Genomic DNA, 19,642 nt, shown 5'->3' on the forward strand with positions numbered 1-19,642 from the left:
TCCAAAATGAAAAAATGTATTGTGTTGTTATTCCTATGTTCAAACCTTATTGTCCTGGGACAGTCCAAAAAGCTAACACTAACGGAGGCCATAGAAATGGCGAAAAAAAACTCCCCCGAATACCAAGCCGTCCTAAACCAATCCCAAGCCAGCTATTGGAAATACAGGACCTATATGGCCGAATTTCTGCCCCAATTTAGATTAATTGCTACTGTACCGGATTACTCCAATTCCATTCAAAGGATTACCAATGATGAGGGACAGGATATTTTCGTAAATCAAAATCAGTCCAGGATTGATGTGCAACTTGCCATTACCCAGCAAGTGCCATTTACAGGTGGAGACTTTTCCCTAATTTCCAGATTACAACGAGTGGATCGTTATGGTGACATTGAATCCAGTAATTACTCCCTAACACCATTTTCCATAAATTACTATCAGAATTCCCTGTTCTTTAATCCGTATAAATGGGACCGGCAAATAGAACCTTTAAAGTTTGAGGAATCCAAACGCGAATTCATAGAACGTATGGAAGATATTTCCTTAAGTAGTTGCCTACGTTATTTTGGTCTTTTAACCGCGCAAATGAGATTAAAAAATTCCCAGAATAATTTAGCAACCCAAGATACCTTATTGCAGATTGCCAAAGGAAGGTTTGAGATTGGAAAAATAGCTGAGAACGAATTGTTACAAATGGAACTTGGGCATCTAAATTCAAAAAATGAAGTTACTAGCAACACCATTTCCCTAAAAAGGACTTCACAAAATTTGGCCCGCTATCTGGAACTAGAAACTGAAGATATAGAACTGTTCATTCCAGAGAAATTGGTAGATTTTGAAGTAAGTGTGCAGACTGCCCTGGATGAGGCTACCAATAACAGAAAATCCGTTATAGAATTTAGAAGGAGGCGTTTGGAAGCAGAAAGAAACCTTGCAGAAATAAAAGGTACCAATAGATTGGAAATTAATGTCAATGCCAATTTTGGATTAAATAAACGTGCAGATGATTATGACGCCCTTTTCCAAGACTTCGATAGACAACAGAATGTCTCCGTATCCCTGGGCATTCCCATTTTCGATTGGGGAGTATCCAAGTCCAGAAGAAAAATGGGAGAGGCCGATCTAGGTCTGGTAGAAACAAATATTGAGCAGGAACAACAGGCCTTTGAACAGGAAATATACCTACATATTTTAAATTGGTCCAGCAAAAGGGATTTTCTAGCTACTTCGGAAAAAGCGAAAGAGATCGCCATAAAGCGCTATCAAATTACTAAAGAGCGATATATACTAGGGAAAATCACAATTACGGATCTAAATTTGGCGCAACAGGAAAAAGACAAGGCAGAACTTGATTACCTGAATTCTTTGCAAAATTTCTGGACGGATTACTATACTTTAAGAAAACTAACGCTCTATGATTTTATCAATGACAAAAAGATAGAACCGGAAAAGATTATTTTCGATTAAGACCTTAATGGCAATAACTTATTTTATATAGTCCCGTCCAAATATGGCATTCTCATAAGATTTTACAACTAAGGTTCAAACTTTATAGGTTTTGTTTATAGTTTTCATAATTTTATCACTTTAAATAATACTTCATGACCATTACACAGTTGCAATATGTACTAGCCGTTGCCGAGTACCAGAATTTTACCCTGGCGGCCGAAAAAAGCTTTGTTACCCAACCTACATTGAGTATGCAGGTCCAAAAATTGGAGGACGAGTTGGACATATTAATTTTTGATAGGAGTAAAAAGCCCATTACCATAACAGAGGTGGGGGCCAAAATAGTTGCCCAGGCCAAGAATATTGTCAACGAGGCCAATCGCATAAAGGATATAGTAGATCAGGAAAAAGGTTTTATAGGCGGTGAGTTTACCCTTGGAATCATTCCTACCATTATGCCCACCTTATTGCCCATGTTCCTGAGGACCTTTATAAAAAAATATCCCAAAGTAAACCTGATCATTAAAGAGCAGAACACGGAAAATTTGATCCGTAACCTGCAAGATGGCCATATTGACGCAGCAATTGCGGCTACGCCCTTGGAAATCGAATTCATTAAGGAACGTCCACTATATTACGAACCTTTTGTGGGGTATGTACCTCCTAATCATAGACTGGGTAAAATATCGGAATTAGTACCTGAAGATTTGGAAATTGCAGATGTTCTACTTTTAAGGGACGGACATTGTTTTAGGGATGGAGTCATAAATTTGTGTAATGCCTCTAAAAATTATGAGGAAGAGCACTTTCAATTGCAGAGCGGTAGTTTCGAAACTTTAATCAACCTATCCAATGAAGGATTGGGCATGACTCTCCTACCCTTCCTTAACACCATTGAACTGGATGACAAAAAGAAGCAGAACCTAAAATTCTTTAAAAATCCCTCACCTGCTCGGGAAGTAAGTCTTATTTACCATAAAAGCGAGCTGAAAATACAAATAACAGAAGCCTTATATGATGTTATTGCCAGTGTAGTAAGAGGTGCTATTGCTTTTCAGGATGTAAAAATTATTAGTCCGTTAAACAAATAATTATTCCATTTTTCGATATTTATAGGAACATTCCTCAATACAGCCCACATTGGATAGTACTAATCGCCCGTCAGCAAAAGTCATATTAAAATTGGTTTCTATTGCATTATTTTCACAGTGATATCGCAAGGTTAAAACACTTTCATTGGTACTGTAAATTCCATTAACAATACCGCCACAAGCCTTCTCATTGTGAGTATAGGAACCATTGGCCTTAAATTCAAAAATGGGTCCGTTCATTACTGCGGTCCAATTTTCAACTATATCGCCAGGGCTAATTTTGGTGGCTTCCAATTGCCATTTTCCTAAAAGTTCATTGGTAATAAGAGGTAGGGTATCTTCATCCTTCCCACAACTGAGGAGGAATAGGACAAATACGTAGGTTAATTGTTTCATTATATATAATATTGGGGGTCCGCCATTATATACGGTTGAAAAAGCCTAAATAGTTGTCCTTAAAGGTAAGAAGTCTTAAAAAACAAAGTTACACTCATTAAAGCATAAAAAAAAGCCACCTTATGAAGGTGGCTTATATCTATGCTTTTAAATAAAGAAGGCTTTGTTGTAGTTCTGGTTTGTCATTAATAAATTGCTTTAACCAGAGTTTTAATTCTTCTATTTCAAATGGTAATAGTCTAGTTACTGCTTTTTCTAGTTCTTTGCAAAATAACTTTGTATCGAAACTAACCTTTTGCAGTACGGTTTTGGTGTACTCTAACATAGCTCTTGCCATATTTCAAAATAATTTTAGGTTGCTTGGACTAAGATAACCAATAAAAGGTATATATTATTGCCGTCTTTCCGTTAAATAATAGATAAAATGATGTTAAAGTCGATGAACGTACCATTTCAAAAGCCTTTTTCAAAAAAAAAGAGGATTCTTGGACAGCTAATTTTGGTTGGCGCCTCAATAAGCTTAATAGGATGTAAAACACTAAACAACAGTAGGTTAAATAAGAGTATTAACCAGCAAATAAGCTCACAAACCACCAACAATTACTTTCAGGGCCTATTAGTTTATGACCCTGTAACAAAAGACACCTTGTATAGCCATAATAGCCAAAAATATTTTACTCCTGCAAGCAATACCAAGATAATTACCCTGTATACTTCCCTTAAAACCTTGCCCGATAAAATCCCTGCCCTAAAATATATTGTTAAAAATGACACCTTATATATGGAAGGCACGGGCGACCCAACTTTGTTGCATCCCTATTTTGGTGACAGTACCGCAATACAATTTGCCACGAACTATAAGAACGTATCCCTTTATCTAAATAATTTTGAAGAAAGTAGGTACGGTCCAGGTTGGGCATGGGAGGATTATGACCTCTATTTTAGTCCAGAAAGAAATAGTTTTCCCTTATACGGCAATGTTGTAACCATTACCAATAACGGGAACTTGGAGGTTACCCCAGAACATTTCAAAAACCAAGTAGTGCCCATTAGTTATGGAGTAAATAGGGAATTGTACAGCAACACCTTTTATTATGACCCTCAGAGAAATGATACCTTGGAGAGTCCTTTTATGATAGATAGCACACTTACAAAAAGCCTATTGGAAGAAGTCTTACTTAAAAAGGTCAATATTGTACAAAAGATGCCTAATGTGGAAAAACAGCAATTGTACAGTGTTTCTTCGGATTCCCTGTATAAGAGAATGATGGAGGTAAGTGATAATTTTCTAGCAGAACAATTATTAATTTTAAGCTCCTCTACCCTTTCGGACACCCTAAATAGTGCTAAGGCCAGAAAAAATATTTTGGACAATTATTTACAGGAACTTGAACAACCACCACGATGGGTAGATGGTTCCGGGCTTTCACGATACAATTTGTTTACACCTGGAACAATGGTCTATGTATTGAATAAAATGTACCAAGAAATACCAAGGGAACGCTTATTCAACTTTTTCCCCGTTGGGGGCCTTACCGGGACTTTAAAAGGAAGGTTTGATGGTGATGACCGCCCATATATTTACGCTAAAACCGGATCACTTGGCAATAATTATTGCCTTAGTGGATATCTAATAACGCGGTCTGGAAAAACTTTAATATTTAGTTTTATGAACAACCATTTTACCAAGAGCAATAGTGAGGTAAAACAGCATATGGAATCTATTTTTGAAATGATCAGGGACAATTATTGATTCAAGACCTTACTATGATCTACTTTATCCGCAAATTTCAACAATAACAACTCGATTTTTGGGGCAATATGGGTTTTGCAAAATGGCTTATATGGATTTTTATAATAATAATCTTGAAAGGCTTTATCGGAAATTTTAAATTCCCTGAACGACAGGACTTTGGTTACCAAGGAATCTTTGAAATTCTCCTGAAATTTTTGTAATGCCATGACAGATCTTTCGCCATCCAGAGGCTCAAAAGTATAAATGGCAGAGCGATATTTTTTACGCATGCTATGGTCAGAAGTCGATTTATGGGTATAAAGGTGTATCAAAATCAAATCCTCCAGACTTATGTCACTTGGCTCATAACTAACTATTACAGCTTCTGAAAAGGATGACTCCTCCCCATCCGAAGCTACAAAACCCTGTTCTACGCTTATTATCCCCTTTAAGGACTTATAAACGGCTTCGGTACACCAGTGGCAGCCACCACCAAAGGCAATTCTCTGATTAGTCTCCATAATTGGTTGGTCGTATTAGTTGTTGGAAAATAACCCATTAATTTTAGCGTATTGCAATAGCATAATGGTCTTGGCATCTTTAATTTTACCGGTACGTATCATTTCCATAGCTTTTTCAAAGTCCAACTCCAAGACTTCAATATTTTCCGTCTCTTCCTCGGCACCACCCCCCTCGCCTATCTTCATTTTTTCTTCATATGATCCAATAAAGAAATAAAGGATCTCGGTTACGGAACCAGGCGACATATAGGATTCAAATACTTTCTCTACCTTCTCCAATTTATAACCTGTCTCTTCCTCAGTTTCCTTTTTTATACAGTCTTCGGGATGGTCACCATCCAATAATCCAGCGCAAACTTCTATCATCATCCCGGAGTCATTGCCATTTATATAGGTGGGCATCCTAAACTGTCTGGTAAGTATGACCGTTTTGTTCTTTTTGTTGTACAACAAAATGGCAGCACCATTTCCTCGATCATAGGCTTCTCGGGATTGCGCCTCCCAGCTTCCGTCCTCTCTTTGATATTCAAAAGTTATCTTTTCAAGTTTGTACCAGTTATCCGACAGTAACTGCTTGTTTATGTTTCTTACTTTTTTGTTGTTCATTACTGGGAGGTTCTTGTTTATATACAAAGCTAGGGATTTTTAGACCCTTGTAATCGGTAAAAAAATAGGATTTAATATCCCCAACAAAATTTATAGTTACATGATGTAAGTTATGACTAGACCTTAAACAGTAACCGCCTTGTTCAAATACCGTCTAAAGGGAAGCATTTCCATATAAACCGAGATCACCTTCTCCTTAAAATCATCTTGTAATATTTCTTTTAGTGAAAGGGGATGCATAACAGCAAAGGTTTTATGTCGTAACAGTTCTACATGTGGATGGTCCTTAGAAAATCCTTTGGGCGCATTCTTTAGAGTTTCATCCACCACCAATTTCCCAAAAGTATCCTTAAATGACTTTTTGTTCAGAATTTTTTTAAACTCCTCTCCATCGTAATCAATGGCCTCGCGTATACTGCGCAGAGTTTTTGGGTCCGGCCTCCAAAAGCCGCCGGCCAACATGGACTGACCAAGCCCTATCTCAATATAAAAGTCAGCCGTATTGGGTGCCTTGTCCAACCCTGCTCCAAAATGGTCCTTATAAATGGGTTTTTGGGGATGGAACATCAAATTATTATTAATACGATTTATTCCCTTTTTACCTGGAGTCCCAAAATATTCATTGTCCACAGCCGCAAGGGCCAGATCCAATTCATCCAACCATGCTATATAATCTTTCCTTACCTCCTTGTACCATTTTCGGTTGTTATCCATCCACTCCTTAGAGTTATTCTGATTAAGTTCTGTAAGAAATTGAAATAAGGCTTGAAAATTCATTCTCGAGTATAGATTGTAATGTATAAATGAAGAAGGCTATATATTGATTAAAATCGATTATCCCCGTCCAAAAGGTCACCAAGGCCGCCCAAAATACTACCTTCCCCTTTATCTTTTCCTCCTCTTGGGATTGAAGCCAGGACCCTACCCGCCAATCTGCTAAAAGGTAAGGATTGAATATATACCGTACCAGGACCACGTAGGGTGGCATAAAAAAGCCCCTCCCCCCCAAAGATGGTGTTTTTGATTCCCCCTATAAATTCTATATCATAATCCACGTCCTTGGTAAAACCAATGATACAGCCAGTATCCACTTTTAAGGTTTCGCCCGGGCCAAGTACCTTTTTTGCGGTCGTTCCTCCAGCATGTACAAAGGCCATTCCGTCACCCTCCAATTTTTGCATGATAAATCCCTCACCTCCAAATAGACCGCGGCCCAATCTCTTTGAAAATTCAATTCCCACAGAAACACCTTTTGCCGCACACAAAAAAGCATCCTTCTGACAAATGAATTTTCCCTGAAACTCACTAAGGTCTATCGGAATAATTTTTCCGGGATAAGGCGAAGCAAAGCTTACCTGCTTTTTACCTTGACCTATGTTTAAAAATGCCGTCATAAATAGGCTTTCGCCTGTAAGCAAACGTTTTCCGGCCGAGAATAGTTTACCCAAGACCCCAGTATCCTGATTGGAACCATCACCAAAAATGGTATCCATTTTAATATCGGAATCCATCATCATAAAACTGCCTGCTTCGGCCACAACGGCCTCCTGTGGATCCAATTCTATTTCCACATATTGCATTTCCTCCCCGTAAATTACATAGTCTATTTCGTGTGCGTTCATACTATTCATCTTATTGTTTATATTACTAGTTTCAGAGTTTTAATATTCGTCTTGCGCCTTGTATTACCAAAATAAAAACAATAGTTCCGATAATCAAGTCGGGTTTGTTGGAGTTTAGCACGTTAACCAAAAGTCCAGCCACAATAACCCCTAAATTGATAATTACATCATTTGAAGTAAAAATCATACTTGCTTTCATGTGTGCTTCTTCTTTACTTTTTGATTTTTGAAGTAAGTAAAGACAAATTCCGTTTGCAATTAAAGCAAAAACCGAAACCATTATCATTGTCGTGAAATTAGGAAGTTGTTCCGCCCCGAAAAAACGCCTCAAAACTTCCCCAAATCCTATAACCGCAAGCAGAATTTGAAAATAACCGGCAAGTTTGGCAATTCGTCTTTTTCTTATAAAAGTACCGCCCACCGCAAAAAGACTAATTCCATAAACAAATGAGTCTGCAAGCATATCCAAACTATCGGCTACAAGTCCCATGGATTTGGAAATTAACCCGGTAGTCATTTCGATAATAAAAAAAAGAAAGTTTATGGAAAGAACTGTCCACAGTAATATTTTTTGATTTGAATTTTCTTCAAATTGTGTTTGATCGGTTTCTTCGGTCTTTAACTTTTGCCCACCTAAATTCAGTTCAAGTATTAATGTCTCTATTTGGTCAGCTTGTCCATCATGAAAAACAGCCAATTTTCGATTCGGAATGTCAAAGTCGAGATGTTTTATACTGGGAATTGCATCTAATTTCATTCGGATAAGATTTTCCTCCGAAGGACAATCCATTTTAGTTATTTCAAATACTGTTTTTTTCATTAGAACATTATCGGAGTCACTTACCTAGAACAAATCTGCTTCAAAATCAAATGTTATTCGTTAGTTAATTTCGTGGTTTTTGCTATAACCTTAATCTTTTTTTTTCAGACCATAAGTATCAAAAAAAACAGTTTTGTTACAATGGTGCATTGAGTAATTGGTAAATTGATCTATTGGTACATCTTTACATTAATTATTGGGTACATTAAACAATTAATACCTTACCCCTTCACTTTAAGGGTCCATTCAAAATTAAAGGTAGAAACTACAATACCATCTTCGTTGACCCCGACCGATTTCATCCAAACGGTCTGCCCTTCACCGGTTTCTATGGTTTTTTTAATAGCATCCACTATAAGGTGGCCCTCCTCGCAGGTGAAGGTGATTTTACCAGTCGCTTTTTTTGAAAAATTAGCATTGTTATTGGCTACAAGCATGGAAATATTCCTTCCGCTTTTTCTGATCTGATTCATGACCATAGCTCCGGTGGTCAACTCAGCTGCCATCCCTTGAACTGCCCAAAACAAAGATTTAAACGGATTTTGATTGATCCATCTATGCCTAACGGTTACAATTGCCTTTTTTTCATCAATGTACCTTAATCGTACTCCTGTCCACCATACGGAGGGGAGTTTAAAAAAGCTGAACATGTTAATTTTACTTGCATCGGAAGCCATAGCTGTGGTTTAATTTATATCAAAAGTATATAAAATGCACGAACCGACAATTGTTAATATATTGTTAATTTTTAGTACTTTGTTTTGCATAGTACCTTCTTTTAGATATATATTTGCATAAGAAGTTATTAGGCTTAATAAGATCAGTCTATAAAAATGGTCCGGTTTAGCACCGAAATATAGTTTTAAATCCGACCGAAAACTGTTTTAACCAAGACCAATAAAATCCTCCATTGGGAACACTAATTACAAAGCAATGACCGAAACACTTAGCAAACACGAAAAAAATTTGGCGGCAGTAATACACGCCTCCACCTTTTCCAAATATTTTATCCCTTTTGGGAATTTCCTACTACCCTTGATACTTTGGACAGCGAATAAAAAGAATCATGACTTCGTGGACCAAAATGGCAAACAGGCTTTGAATTTTCAAATCAGTCTGCTACTATATTCCATCATCCTGGGTATTTTCACTATTCCTTTTTTTATAGGTATTATACCGGAAATATTTCATTTGGGCAATTTCAACTTTGCCAGTTTTAACGAATTTAACGGTCTTAATTTCGACTTCGACTTTCATCCATTCCAACTGGGAAAATGGCTTTGGCCATTGGGAATAGCCGGTGCTGGACAGTTGGGACTGTTCTTGGTAAATATAGTTTATACCATCTTGGCTACTATTCGTACCAGTGAAGGCATAGATTTTAAATATCCGATAAGCATACCATTTATTAAATAATGCATAATACAATTAGTACTCATCACACTAATTTCGAGAGTTTATTCATCAATCAGATCAAAATTAAAATGCTGCAATGCGATCATCAAAAAAACGAACAGTAAAATTATTATAATCATGTAATTATGAATATTGAAAACACAAAAGCGCAAATGCGCAAGGGAGTCTTGGAGTACTGCATACTTTCCGTTCTCAATGGGGAGGACAAGTACACCTCCGAAATCCTGGACACCTTAAAAGATGCTAAAATGCTGGTGGTAGAGGGGACCATTTATCCCTTGCTCACAAGACTAAAAAATGCAGGATTGCTCAACTATCGCTGGGAAGAATCCACTTCTGGACCCCCAAGAAAGTATTATACATTAACAGAAACGGGAAAACTATTCCTAAAGGAATTGGATACCACCTGGGATGAACTAAGAAATGCAACGAACCTTGTTACCAAAACAAAAAAAAGTTAAAAAATGAACAAGACAATAAATATAAATCTGGCCAATTTATTTTTTCACATAGATGAAGTAGCCTACACTAAATTACAACGGTATTTAGAGGCCATAAAACGATCCTTTGCCAATACCAATGGTAGCGAAGAGATCATAGCGGATATCGAGGCCAGAATTGCCGAACTGTTCCATGAAAAAATGGAGAACGAAAGACAGGTAATTACCGAAAAGGAAGTGGACGAGGTAATTGGGATAATGGGACAACCAGAGGATTACATGGTTGACGAGGACATTTTTGAAGACCAACCCCACTCAACAAAAAAATCGGGTAGGGTAAGAAAATTATACAGGGACATAGACAATAAGTATATAGGGGGTGTTTCTGCCGGTCTAGGACATTATTTTGGAATAGATGCCCTTTGGGTTAGATTATTGTGGATTCTACTGACCATATTTAGCTGGGGAGGATTTGTATTTATATATATACTTCTATGGATTTTAATTCCCGAGGCTGTAACCACAGCCCAGAAATTGGATATGCGCGGAGAAGCGGTTAACATTAGTAATATTGAAAAAAAAGTAAAGGAAGGTTTTGACGATGTAGCGGAAAAGGTTAAGAATGTGGACTATGAAAAAGTGGGAAATAAGGTGAAAAATGGTAGCCGTGGTTTCTTCAATGCCATTGCCGATATTATTATGTTCTTTTTTAAGATCATTGGTAAATTTATCGGAATAATCTTAATAATTACTGGTGCTGCCGGAATAGTTGCGCTATTGATAGGCCTTTTTACTGTAGGTATATTGGATATAATACATCTGCCCGGAGTAGACTTTTATAATCTTGTCAACTCCACCAGTACTCCAGTATGGGTTGTTTCAATACTCGCTTTTTTCGCTATTGGAATTCCCTTTTTCTTCCTAATGTACCTAGGCCTAAAGATTTTGGTGAACAATTTAAAATCTATCGGCAATATTGTAAAATTTACACTGTTGGGGTTGTGGCTGATCTCTATAATCTTATTGACAGTTTTTGGTATACACCAAGCCGCTGCGCATGCTTACTCGGGTAATGTAGCCACTGAAAATGAGCTGATTTTTGCCCAACCTTCAGAACCGATTACGTTAAACTTAAGGTCAACGGACAGGGACAAACAGGAAAATAACATGCACATTAATGGGATAGTATTGGATTATACTGAAAATGGGGAGGAAATTCTCATTTCACGCGATTTTCGTATGTACATAAAAATGTCGCACGATTCAATAGCGCGTATTGAAGTGAGGAAAAACGCCAATGGCAATTCCTTTAAAAATGCTACAGAGACAGCTGCAAAGATCAACTACAGTTATATGGTCCAAGGCAACACCATTCTCTTAGACGATTTTTTAACAACTGGTAGAGAGAACAAATTTAGAGATCAAGATGTTAGGGTGTATTTATACCTCCCTATGGGAACCCAAGTGGAATTCGGAAAATCTCCAGAAAACTGTTGGACAATCAGGGCCAATAATGACCAGAATATGAACGGTTGTGAAATAACGAAGTATGCTTGGATGCTGAATAAGGATGGTGAGTTGAAATGTGAAAACTGTCCTGAAATTGAAGAAGTCGATGACGATAATGATGGCAAAATTATAATTAATGAAGATGGGGTGGATATTGACTTCAAAGGCAATGGAGACAATTTTAAACTTAAAATAGACGACAAGGGCGTACAGTTCAAAACCAACGAAACCAAAAGTACCGATTTAAAAAAGGATACTGTTCAGTAGGTTCTTTTAACAACTCAGTAATTTATAATGTGGCCATAGAATCATAAATAATAATTTTAAGCAAACCATAAAACAGTAACATTAATCAATCCTTGAAATACTCAGCCCCCCAAGAGTTCATTACAAGACTCAAAAAACAACAATCATGACAACACTAGCAAGAATTACCATCACACTAATCTTGGCAATCCTATTTTCTTCCTGCGGCTTCGATATCAATATCGGATCTGGCAAAAAAGGAAATGGAATTGTTGAAGAAGACAACCGCAGGGTGACTTCCGATTTCACTGCTATTTCTGTATCTGAAGGCTTGGATGCATTTATCACCCAAGGCTGTGATTTCGCAATTGTAGTTGAGGCAGACGAAAATATTATAGACCTGATCGGGACCGATATCAAAAATGGAACCTTAAGGATTCATGCCATTGAAAATATTGGTAGGGCTACCAAAAAAGTTTATGTTACACTACCTGTCATCACAGCCATGGAAACTTCTAGCGGTGCCGGCCTATCTACCATGAATGCCATAGAGGCCGAAAATATTGAATTGAGCTCCAGCAGTGGTTCCAATCTTCAAATTGAAGAACTCAAGGCATACAATGTCATTGCGGAATCCAGTAGTGGAGCCCATATAAGAGTGGCAGGAGAAACAGAAATATTTAACGGTAATGCCAGTAGTGGCTCGGGAATAAAAGCCGAAAATTTAAGCTCTGCCAAATGTAGTGCCAATGCCAGTAGTGGGGCCGGAATTACCGTAAATGCATCCGAATCCTTAATTGCAAAAGCCAGTAGCGGGGGTGACATACGCTACACCGGAAATGCGAAAGTAGAACATACAAAATCGAGCTCAGGAAGTGTCAGTGCCTTATAAAAGCCAGACCTTGTTTTAATAAAAAATCAACTGTCCTAAAATTTGTAAAACCCATTGAGATTTCAGTGGGTTTTCATTTTCCAATACATCATCTTTCTTTATATTCGTTCAATAAATATTGTTATGAAAATAAAGATCAAAAAATATGTACTTCCGTTAAAACATACTTTCAGTATTTCCAGGGAATCCCATGATTTTCAAGATTCTATGATCGTTGCCCTGGAACTGGATGGTAAAACGGGCTATGGCGAAGCAACATCCAATCCCTACTATAAAATAACCTTCGAAACCATGCAGTCGGAGATTGAAAAGGTCAGGGAGGAAATAGAAGGTTTCAATTTTAAGGAACCAGAGGCCTTCCATGCGTTCTTGGTATCCAAAAACTTGAGCAATTTTGCTATTTGTGCATTGGATCTTGCCGCCAACGATCTGTATGGAAAAATACTGGGCAAACCATTATATGAAATATGGAATACGGACAACAGCAGTTATCCCATCACCAATTATACCATTGGACTGGATACCATTGAGAAAATGGTGGACAAGATGAAAGAAATGCCCTGGCCTATATATAAAATTAAACTGGGCACCGATAATGATGTCGAGATTATAAGGGAATTGCGCAAACATACCGATGCCATTTTCAGAGTAGATGCCAATTGTGCATGGACGGCGGAGGAAACCATTGCCAACGCCCCCTTATTGAAAGATTTGGGAGTTGAGTTTTTGGAGCAACCTCTTAAAGCGGATGATTGGACAGGAATGGAAGCGGTAATGCACCAAAGCGTCCTACCCGTAATAGCCGATGAAAGCTGCATAGTGGAAAGTGATGTGGAGAAATGCGCGCTTCATTTTAATGGAATCAACATAAAATTAACAAAATGTGGTGGCCTTACCCCGGCAAGGCGAATGATCAAAAGAGCCAAGGAATTGAATCTACAGGTAATGGTGGGCTGTATGACCGAATCCACTGTTGGTATTTCGGCCATTGCACAACTAATTCCACAATTGGATTATGTGGATATGGATGGCGCCATGTTGTTGAAAGAAGATATTGCCGACGGGGTGATCATTCAGGAAAAGGGCAAAGTAATCTTTCCTACTATAGGAGGAAGCGGAATAACTTTACGTTGATGACTATTTATACAGATGGTTTCCCGGGAAGGGAATTGGAGGTGGACCGTAAGAAGTTTTTGTATTTTGGAGGCACTTCTTATCTAGGGCTGCAGACCGACGAAACTTTTCAGGAAATCTTTATTTCCAATATCAGGAAATACGGCACCAATTATGGAGCTTCCAGAAAATCGAACGTAAGAATTTCCGTTTTTGAAAAAGCAGAAGAATATTTATCCCAATTGGTCGGTTGTGAATCTAGTACCATTTTATCTTCTGGTTATTTGGCAGGGCAACTGGTGAGGCAAACTATGGACACCAAGGAACATAGAATGTTCTATGCCCCCAATACCCATTCTGCCCTCTATTCCCCTACTCCATCCACAAAGCTAAAACCATATATCACTTTCACGGCCTTGAACATAGCTATTAGAGCCCATTTGGAAACGAATCAAGAAATTACACCGGTGGTATTTTTGGATGCCATTGATTTTTCCGGTGCCAATTATCCCGATTTTGAGGGATTACGAACACTGCCTTTGGAAAGGATTATTCTGGTGGTAGACGATTCCCATGGAATTGGAATTGTAGGTGAAAATGGTGGAGGTGTTTTTCGTAGGTTAATGAAATTAAATCCTAAGGAACTTATTGTTTGTTGTTCGTTGGGAAAAGGGTTCGGGATTCAAGCAGGGTCCATTTTTGGAACTGTAAAAAGAATTGAGAAGTTCACGGACACTCCTTTTTTTGGCGGGGCAAGTCCGGCATCACCTGCGGCTGTTGCCTGTCTTATGGACGGAAACGCACTCTTTCTTGAAAAAAGAGAAACCCTAATCAATAATATAAACTTATTCAAGTCCAATGTTAAAACTTTGGATAGATTTAAATTCATGGAGGGTCACCCTGCCTTCAGCTTCACAGATGAAAAGCTTGTCAATTACCTGGAACGGCAAAATGTTTTGGTGACCAGTTTTCGTTATCCAGATGAGGATTCCCACCTTATGAGCAGAATTGTAATAAGTGCCCATCATAAAAAGGAGGATATCCTTTTATTATGTAATATTATTAATTCCTATTTATAAAACGAAACGGCCATCCAATTGGATGGCCGTTCTGTTTTATAGGTCCCTTTTAAAAAATTAATTATCCCACCATACTGGGGTAACTGGGGATTGCTGGTTGGCCACAACATTGGCCTCGTTTCTATTTAACTCGGTTGAAGGGTAAATGGCCCTTCTGAACCACTGTCCAAAATACTCGCTGTCATCACTTGCTTCCTCCAATCTCATTTGTAGACCAGTGAATACATCCGCAGAAAAATCATATCTTCTATAATCCACGAAAGTCTCTGGATTTAAAAAGTTATTTATGTATTTTTCCTTCATGATATGATGCAACATTAGACCTGCTTCACCCACAGCTATGGCCCCATCGGCCAAATAATCGGAGCCATCCACATCATACATATCCATACTTGCCTGGATACCTTCCAAATAGGCGGTATACGCTTCGGCACTAGAACCTGTACTTGTGGTGTTGCCTCCGTTAGCCAAAAAAGCCGCCTCTGCCTCAATAAATTTGGCTTCGGCATAACTGATCAGTAATAGAGGTGAATCTACGCTGGTATAATAACCATCGGTTTTAAAACCGGTGTTGGCATCGCTACCGTCTGGAGCTACTCCGGCTCCACCACTCACAAAACCTTTCCACTCTGCTTCGTCATCATTTTCGGCGAACAAAGGCAGTCTAGGGTCTATGGTAAGCGCTGCGCTTTCAAATGGGTAATAATCCCCGTTCATAGAACTCACCAACTGACTGGCAATATCGTTGCTTAAGTTACCTGTAGACCTTGCCAAAATTTCTGCAGAATACCAAGGGTTGATGTTTTTCTCATTGTACGACATCTCAAAATTATCGTCATTTGAAGTAAAACCATTGGCAATTGAAGTTAAAACTTCATTGGCAGTAACAGTACCTTTATTTACCAAATGCAACTGATATCTTGCTTTAATGGTGTAGGCAGCCCTTAACCATTGATCGGAATCACCCCCGTAAATAAGGTCCGAGCTTCCCAAATTAAAGCCTGAGTTATCAGGACCTTCCAATGCACTGATAGCCGAATTTAGTAGTGTGAATATTTCCGTGTAAATCGACTCTTGGGTATCAAAAGTTGGAAAATTATTGTCCGGGCCGTCCGTAGCATCCGAATAGGGTATATTATCCCAAGTATCGGTAGCTATTCCAAGATTTACTGCAATTAGAATATCCGATATAGCACCAATATGTGCGGCGTTGCTCTCAGCAGCCTTCTCTTTAACCGCCTTAAGATTAGGTAAAATATAAAGGTAAACCTGACTCCATAAACCACTTGCTTCTGTCTGTCCGGCAGCTCCACCCCCGGTAGATACAAAATTCTGCACATAATTTCCAAAAGCCAATTCGGCAGATCGCTGACCTTCCATGGTGCTATGAATCACCGGCGCGATTAGATCCTGCATTCTCAACTCCTCCAAAGTTGCTGTATTGGAAGGAGTATTTACATCAAAATAATCATCACTACACGAAATCTGCGCAACTAATAGAAGTGATAAAATTCCTGTTTTTATAATATTGTTTTTCATGTTTATCATATTTAGAATGAAATATTTAGACCGAAAGAGTAGCTTTGGCTCAACGGAACACTAAGTCCTGTAAAACCATAAACGTTGCTACCAGCACTATACTGGTTTCCTTCTGGGTCATAACCATCAAATGGGGTCCATACAAGAATATTGGATGCACTAACAGAAAGACTTAGCTTCTCCATTTTAAGGTCCCTGGTAAATTTATTGTCCATGTCATAAGACAAACTAACATTGCGCAATTTAACCCAAGATGCATCCTGTACCAATACTTCTGACGCCCTGTTATAGACATTTGAATTCCTATAGTAATTTTCATCTATCAAAGCTGGTGTGGTATTATTAGTATAACCTCCACTGCCATTGTCCATTACTCCTTCCAAGACCACCTCTTCATCCCTGACCAAAGTACTTAAGGGATTACCGTTTCTAATAGAATTTCTAAGTCCTGAATCATACAGATCGCCTCCTTCCTTATATTCCAATAAGAAATTGAATCCAATTCCCTTCCATTTTAAATTACTGCCCAAGGAAGAAATGAAGTCTGGAAAGGCATTGCCTACCTTTACCCTCTCATCGGTCACTATTTCTGGAAATCCATTGGCATCCAAATACCGTTGACCATCTTCGTACCTCCATTTATATCCGTAAAGATTCCCCATTTTGTCACCGGCCCTTATTTCCGAAGTAATTCCGGCAAACCCAGAATCAGCAAAAATGATGGACTCAATATCCTCGGGGATTTCCAACACCTTTCCTTCACTAGTAGACCAGTTAAGAATCAATTCCCATCTAAAATCCTTACTTCTAATGATGTCCGCACTAACCAACAATTCATGTCCAAATACCTCGTAATCCCCTGCATTCCTTGTAATTCCTGAAAGTCCGGAAGAATAAGCGGTTCCAACGGTGAATATTTGATCTTTAACACGTGTTTTGTAGTAGGCATAATCCAATCTGATCCTATCTTTCATAAATCTAAGATCCGCACCAAATTCTGTGGATTGGTTACGTTCCGGAACTATATCCAAATCTCCCAATAAGCTACTTCTTCTATATCCACCGGCACCACCAAAAGGAAAGTCCCCATCCACTACAAAATATTGGCCAACATCCCCAAAACCGGGTCCTTTACCAACCTCGGCCCAGGAAGCTCTAAGTTTACCAAAAGTAAAGACATCATTATCTCCAAATACATCGGAAACATCATAGGCCAAACTTGCGGATGGATAAAAGAACGATCTATTCTCTTTGGGCAAGGTAGACAACCAGTCATTTCTGCCTGTTACCGTCAAGAACAATTTATCCTTGTAACCTAATTTCAATTCTCCAAAAGCACCAACGTTACGCAATTGTGTAATACTGTTATCCACGAAATAATTAATGGTGTTTCCTATTTCGTTAATTCCGGGAACGTTCAAACCTTCACCTCTAGCTTGGGCATAGTCCCTTTTAGAATCGGAAATCTGATGCCCCAATGTTAGGTCTGTAGTAAAATCGTCCGACCAATCCTTGGTAAATGCAACCAAAAGGTTAGATTCCAAACCGGTAAAATTGATGTTTTGATTTAAAACAAATCCACCAACCTGTGAACCACCATCAAGATCTGCACCGACATATCTATTTCTTTGGTCGGAATAATTATCTATTTGGGCAGCGTAGGTAACGTTTACCCATTCCTTAGGTTTCCAGTTCAGGGTGGCATTACCTATCCATCTATTTACATTATCAATAAGGCTACTTGTTTCCATTAAATACCTAGGGTTGTCAATTATCCCAAAAGAATAATCCCTTTCGGTACCATCGGCATTCATATAGTCGTTTATTGGAAAGGTCCCTGAGTAATAGGAAAGAGCACTCATAACAGATTTATCCCCTCCATTGGCCCTACGTCCGCCAGATTTTGTGTAGGCTATAGAAGAATTTAATGTCAATTTATCAGAAATCTTATAGCCTGCCTTTAACCTAAAATTATTCTTGCCGTAATCTGTGTTTGGAAGAACCCCATCCTCTTGGTCTTTTCCCATAGAAAAGAAATAATCCAACTTTTCATTGGCGCCACTAATACTTACGTTTACTTGGGAATTAAAGCCAGTCCTAAAAATATCGTAGGGACTGTAAAATTTATCTCCTGTTAAATCGACCACTGTACCGTTGGACAGCGTATAGGAATCATCAGAATATCTGGGTCCCCAGCTATAAAAAGAGGTAGCATTCTGTACCCTATTGAAACCGGTTTCTGAATCTGGATCGTAAAGTGTCCTAGGAGCACCACTAAATCCTTCCCTATAGGTAGTTTGCAATGAAGGTGTTGTTTGTATATCCCTAAAGGTTGTTGAAGCAGTTACATTAATTTTGGCCTTCCCTTGTTTACCTTTTTTTGTTGTAATAATAATGGCCCCATTGGACGCCCTTACACCGTACAATGCGGTTGCGGCAGCTCCTTTAAGTACGTTGAAACTTTCAATGTCCTCAGGGTTGATATCCCCGGCCCTATTGGAAAAAGCAAATTGTTCGGAACTACTAGCGGAATTGGACCCTGCACTGGGTCTTACCTCTCCAGAAAAGGTATCGTTGTTCAGGGCAATCCCGTCAACAACAATTAACGGTTGATTGCTCCTACTTGGGTTAACGGAAGTAATACCCCTTATCAAGATATCCACACCACCACCTGAGGATCCGGAGGTTCTATTGATTTGAACCCCTGCAACCCTACCTTGTAAACTCTCCATGGGGTTTGATTGCCCTGCCAGGTTTAGGTCTGCGGTGTTAACTTGGGTTACGGAGTATCCCAGGGATTTTTGTTTCTTCTCCACACCAAAGGCCGTGACCACTACTTCGTCCAAAGCACTGGCGTCTTCCGATAAGACAATACTTAATTCGGCATTTGATGTAACCGTGATATCCTGCGATTTCATTCCTAAGTAGGAGAAACGCACAATATCGCCCTGCTTGGCAGCAATTACAAAATTACCATCAAAGTCAGTGGTGGTACCTGTATTGGTCCCAACAATTAAAACGGTAACTCCTGGAAGTGGCAAACCACTTTCATCTATTACGTTACCGGAAACATTTTGTGCAAAGCCATGCCAAGTGAGCATGAAGGTACACAACAACAATAGTTTTTGTATCATATTAGTTTGTTTTTATTAATCTGAGCTAAAAGTC

19 protein-coding genes are annotated in these 19,642 nt (G+C 38.7%); 9 read left to right on the top strand and 10 right to left on the bottom strand.

Translation table 11 applies throughout. From position 1 onward, the window contains the following. Positions 1–6: 6 nt before the first annotated feature. Both LV92_RS15935 and LV92_RS15940 read left to right on the top strand, forming a co-directional pair. A complete protein-coding gene (locus LV92_RS15935; protein ID WP_111624612.1) occupies positions 7–1,467 on the top strand; it encodes a TolC family protein in 1,461 nt (486 codons plus the stop codon). Between the two features lie 134 nt (positions 1,468–1,601). Further along, on the top strand, positions 1,602–2,540 hold the full coding sequence (locus LV92_RS15940; protein ID WP_111624613.1) for a LysR substrate-binding domain-containing protein: 939 nt from the start codon (positions 1,602–1,604) through the stop codon (positions 2,538–2,540). On the opposite strand, the gene LV92_RS15945 is transcribed toward LV92_RS15940, so the two are convergent. Both LV92_RS15945 and LV92_RS15950 read right to left on the bottom strand, forming a co-directional pair. After that, positions 2,541–2,936 carry a lipocalin family protein gene (locus LV92_RS15945; protein ID WP_111624614.1) on the bottom strand — a complete coding sequence of 132 codons (396 nt, stop codon included), beginning with the start codon at positions 2,934–2,936 and terminating at the stop codon, positions 2,541–2,543. Positions 2,937–3,075: 139 nt separating this feature from the next. Continuing rightward, positions 3,076–3,273, bottom strand: a complete 198-nt coding sequence (locus LV92_RS15950) for a hypothetical protein (protein WP_031443636.1) — start codon at positions 3,271–3,273, stop codon at positions 3,076–3,078. 87 nt (positions 3,274–3,360) lie between these two features. On the opposite strand from LV92_RS15950, the gene LV92_RS15955 reads away from it, so the two are divergent. Continuing rightward, positions 3,361–4,689: a D-alanyl-D-alanine carboxypeptidase/D-alanyl-D-alanine-endopeptidase gene (locus LV92_RS15955; protein ID WP_245946406.1), complete on the top strand. Its 1,329-nt coding sequence runs from the start codon at positions 3,361–3,363 to the stop codon at positions 4,687–4,689. On the opposite strand, the gene LV92_RS15960 is transcribed toward LV92_RS15955, so the two are convergent. From LV92_RS15960 to LV92_RS15985, 6 genes are all read right to left on the bottom strand, one after another. After that, positions 4,683–5,192, bottom strand: coding sequence for a peptide-methionine (S)-S-oxide reductase (locus LV92_RS15960; protein WP_111624616.1), 510 nt, complete (start codon positions 5,190–5,192; stop codon positions 4,683–4,685). The two genes, LV92_RS15955 and LV92_RS15960, sit on opposite strands and share 7 nt — an antisense overlap. Before the next feature lie 15 nt (positions 5,193–5,207). Then, positions 5,208–5,798: a GDP-mannose pyrophosphatase NudK gene (nudK, locus tag LV92_RS15965; RefSeq protein WP_111624617.1), complete on the bottom strand. Its 591-nt coding sequence runs from the start codon at positions 5,796–5,798 to the stop codon at positions 5,208–5,210. Between the two features lie 123 nt (positions 5,799–5,921). Beyond that, positions 5,922–6,575, bottom strand: coding sequence for a DUF2461 domain-containing protein (locus LV92_RS15970; protein WP_111624618.1), 654 nt, complete (start codon positions 6,573–6,575; stop codon positions 5,922–5,924). Positions 6,576–6,622: 47 nt separating this feature from the next. Next, a complete protein-coding gene (locus tag LV92_RS15975) occupies positions 6,623–7,420 on the bottom strand; it encodes a TIGR00266 family protein (RefSeq protein WP_111624837.1) in 798 nt (265 codons plus the stop codon). Between the two features lie 31 nt (positions 7,421–7,451). Continuing rightward, positions 7,452–8,240 (bottom strand): cation transporter, encoded by a 789-nt coding sequence (locus LV92_RS15980; protein WP_111624619.1) that lies wholly within the window; start codon positions 8,238–8,240, stop codon positions 7,452–7,454. 221 nt (positions 8,241–8,461) lie between these two features. Next, positions 8,462–8,917, bottom strand: a complete 456-nt coding sequence (locus tag LV92_RS15985) for a DUF4442 domain-containing protein (RefSeq protein WP_111624620.1) — start codon at positions 8,915–8,917, stop codon at positions 8,462–8,464. Positions 8,918–9,173: 256 nt separating this feature from the next. Here LV92_RS15985 and LV92_RS15990 point away from each other — a divergent pair, with 256 nt between their 5' ends. The 6 genes from LV92_RS15990 to LV92_RS16015 all read left to right on the top strand — a co-directional run bounded on the left by LV92_RS15990 (position 9,174) and on the right by LV92_RS16015 (position 14,935). Then, complete coding sequence (locus LV92_RS15990; RefSeq protein WP_111624621.1) at positions 9,174–9,656, top strand: DUF4870 domain-containing protein; 483 nt, start codon at positions 9,174–9,176, stop codon at positions 9,654–9,656. Between the two features lie 125 nt (positions 9,657–9,781). After that, on the top strand, positions 9,782–10,117 hold the full coding sequence (locus tag LV92_RS15995; RefSeq protein ID WP_111624622.1) for a PadR family transcriptional regulator: 336 nt from the start codon (positions 9,782–9,784) through the stop codon (positions 10,115–10,117). A 3-nt stretch (positions 10,118–10,120) separates the two neighbouring features. Next, positions 10,121–11,872, top strand: a complete 1,752-nt coding sequence (locus tag LV92_RS16000; RefSeq protein WP_111624623.1) for a PspC domain-containing protein — start codon at positions 10,121–10,123, stop codon at positions 11,870–11,872. Between the two features lie 145 nt (positions 11,873–12,017). After that, a complete protein-coding gene (locus tag LV92_RS16005; protein ID WP_111624624.1) occupies positions 12,018–12,743 on the top strand; it encodes a head GIN domain-containing protein in 726 nt (241 codons plus the stop codon). Positions 12,744–12,866: 123 nt separating this feature from the next. Continuing rightward, positions 12,867–13,877, top strand: a complete 1,011-nt coding sequence (locus LV92_RS16010) for a dipeptide epimerase (protein ID WP_111624625.1) — start codon at positions 12,867–12,869, stop codon at positions 13,875–13,877. Beyond that, complete coding sequence (locus LV92_RS16015) at positions 13,877–14,935, top strand: PLP-dependent aminotransferase family protein (protein WP_111624626.1); 1,059 nt, start codon at positions 13,877–13,879, stop codon at positions 14,933–14,935. Before LV92_RS16010 ends, LV92_RS16015 begins: the two co-directional genes overlap by 1 nt. Positions 14,936–14,992: 57 nt before the next feature. On the opposite strand, the gene LV92_RS16020 is transcribed toward LV92_RS16015, so the two are convergent. After that, positions 14,993–16,474, bottom strand: a complete 1,482-nt coding sequence (locus LV92_RS16020) for a SusD/RagB family nutrient-binding outer membrane lipoprotein (protein ID WP_111624838.1) — start codon at positions 16,472–16,474, stop codon at positions 14,993–14,995. An 11-nt stretch (positions 16,475–16,485) separates the two neighbouring features. After that, a complete protein-coding gene (locus tag LV92_RS16025; RefSeq protein ID WP_111624627.1) occupies positions 16,486–19,608 on the bottom strand; it encodes a SusC/RagA family TonB-linked outer membrane protein in 3,123 nt (1,040 codons plus the stop codon). Positions 19,609–19,642 lie beyond the last annotated feature (34 nt).

The sequence above is a fragment of the Arenibacter echinorum genome (assembly GCF_003259375.1).
GTDB lineage: Bacteria > Bacteroidota > Bacteroidia > Flavobacteriales > Flavobacteriaceae > Arenibacter > Arenibacter echinorum.

Coding starts and splice junctions, on each gene's coding strand:
- LV92_RS15935 (WP_111624612.1), top strand. CDS start 7: ATGAAAAAATGTATTGTGTTGTTATTCCTATGTTCAAACCTTATTGTC.
- LV92_RS15940 (WP_111624613.1), top strand. CDS start 1,602: ATGACCATTACACAGTTGCAATATGTACTAGCCGTTGCCGAGTACCAG.
- LV92_RS15945 (WP_111624614.1), bottom strand. CDS start 2,936: ATGAAACAATTAACCTACGTATTTGTCCTATTCCTCCTCAGTTGTGGG.
- LV92_RS15950 (WP_031443636.1), bottom strand. CDS start 3,273: ATGGCAAGAGCTATGTTAGAGTACACCAAAACCGTACTGCAAAAGGTT.
- LV92_RS15955 (WP_245946406.1), top strand. CDS start 3,361: ATGATGTTAAAGTCGATGAACGTACCATTTCAAAAGCCTTTTTCAAAA.
- LV92_RS15960 (WP_111624616.1), bottom strand. CDS start 5,192: ATGGAGACTAATCAGAGAATTGCCTTTGGTGGTGGCTGCCACTGGTGT.
- nudK (WP_111624617.1), bottom strand. CDS start 5,798: ATGAACAACAAAAAAGTAAGAAACATAAACAAGCAGTTACTGTCGGAT.
- LV92_RS15970 (WP_111624618.1), bottom strand. CDS start 6,575: ATGAATTTTCAAGCCTTATTTCAATTTCTTACAGAACTTAATCAGAAT.
- LV92_RS15975 (WP_111624837.1), bottom strand. CDS start 7,420: ATGAACGCACACGAAATAGACTATGTAATTTACGGGGAGGAAATGCAA.
- LV92_RS15980 (WP_111624619.1), bottom strand. CDS start 8,240: ATGAAAAAAACAGTATTTGAAATAACTAAAATGGATTGTCCTTCGGAG.
- LV92_RS15985 (WP_111624620.1), bottom strand. CDS start 8,917: ATGGCTTCCGATGCAAGTAAAATTAACATGTTCAGCTTTTTTAAACTC.
- LV92_RS15990 (WP_111624621.1), top strand. CDS start 9,174: ATGACCGAAACACTTAGCAAACACGAAAAAAATTTGGCGGCAGTAATA.
- LV92_RS15995 (WP_111624622.1), top strand. CDS start 9,782: ATGAATATTGAAAACACAAAAGCGCAAATGCGCAAGGGAGTCTTGGAG.
- LV92_RS16000 (WP_111624623.1), top strand. CDS start 10,121: ATGAACAAGACAATAAATATAAATCTGGCCAATTTATTTTTTCACATA.
- LV92_RS16005 (WP_111624624.1), top strand. CDS start 12,018: ATGACAACACTAGCAAGAATTACCATCACACTAATCTTGGCAATCCTA.
- LV92_RS16010 (WP_111624625.1), top strand. CDS start 12,867: ATGAAAATAAAGATCAAAAAATATGTACTTCCGTTAAAACATACTTTC.
- LV92_RS16015 (WP_111624626.1), top strand. CDS start 13,877: ATGACTATTTATACAGATGGTTTCCCGGGAAGGGAATTGGAGGTGGAC.
- LV92_RS16020 (WP_111624838.1), bottom strand. CDS start 16,474: ATGAAAAACAATATTATAAAAACAGGAATTTTATCACTTCTATTAGTT.
- LV92_RS16025 (WP_111624627.1), bottom strand. CDS start 19,608: ATGATACAAAAACTATTGTTGTTGTGTACCTTCATGCTCACTTGGCAT.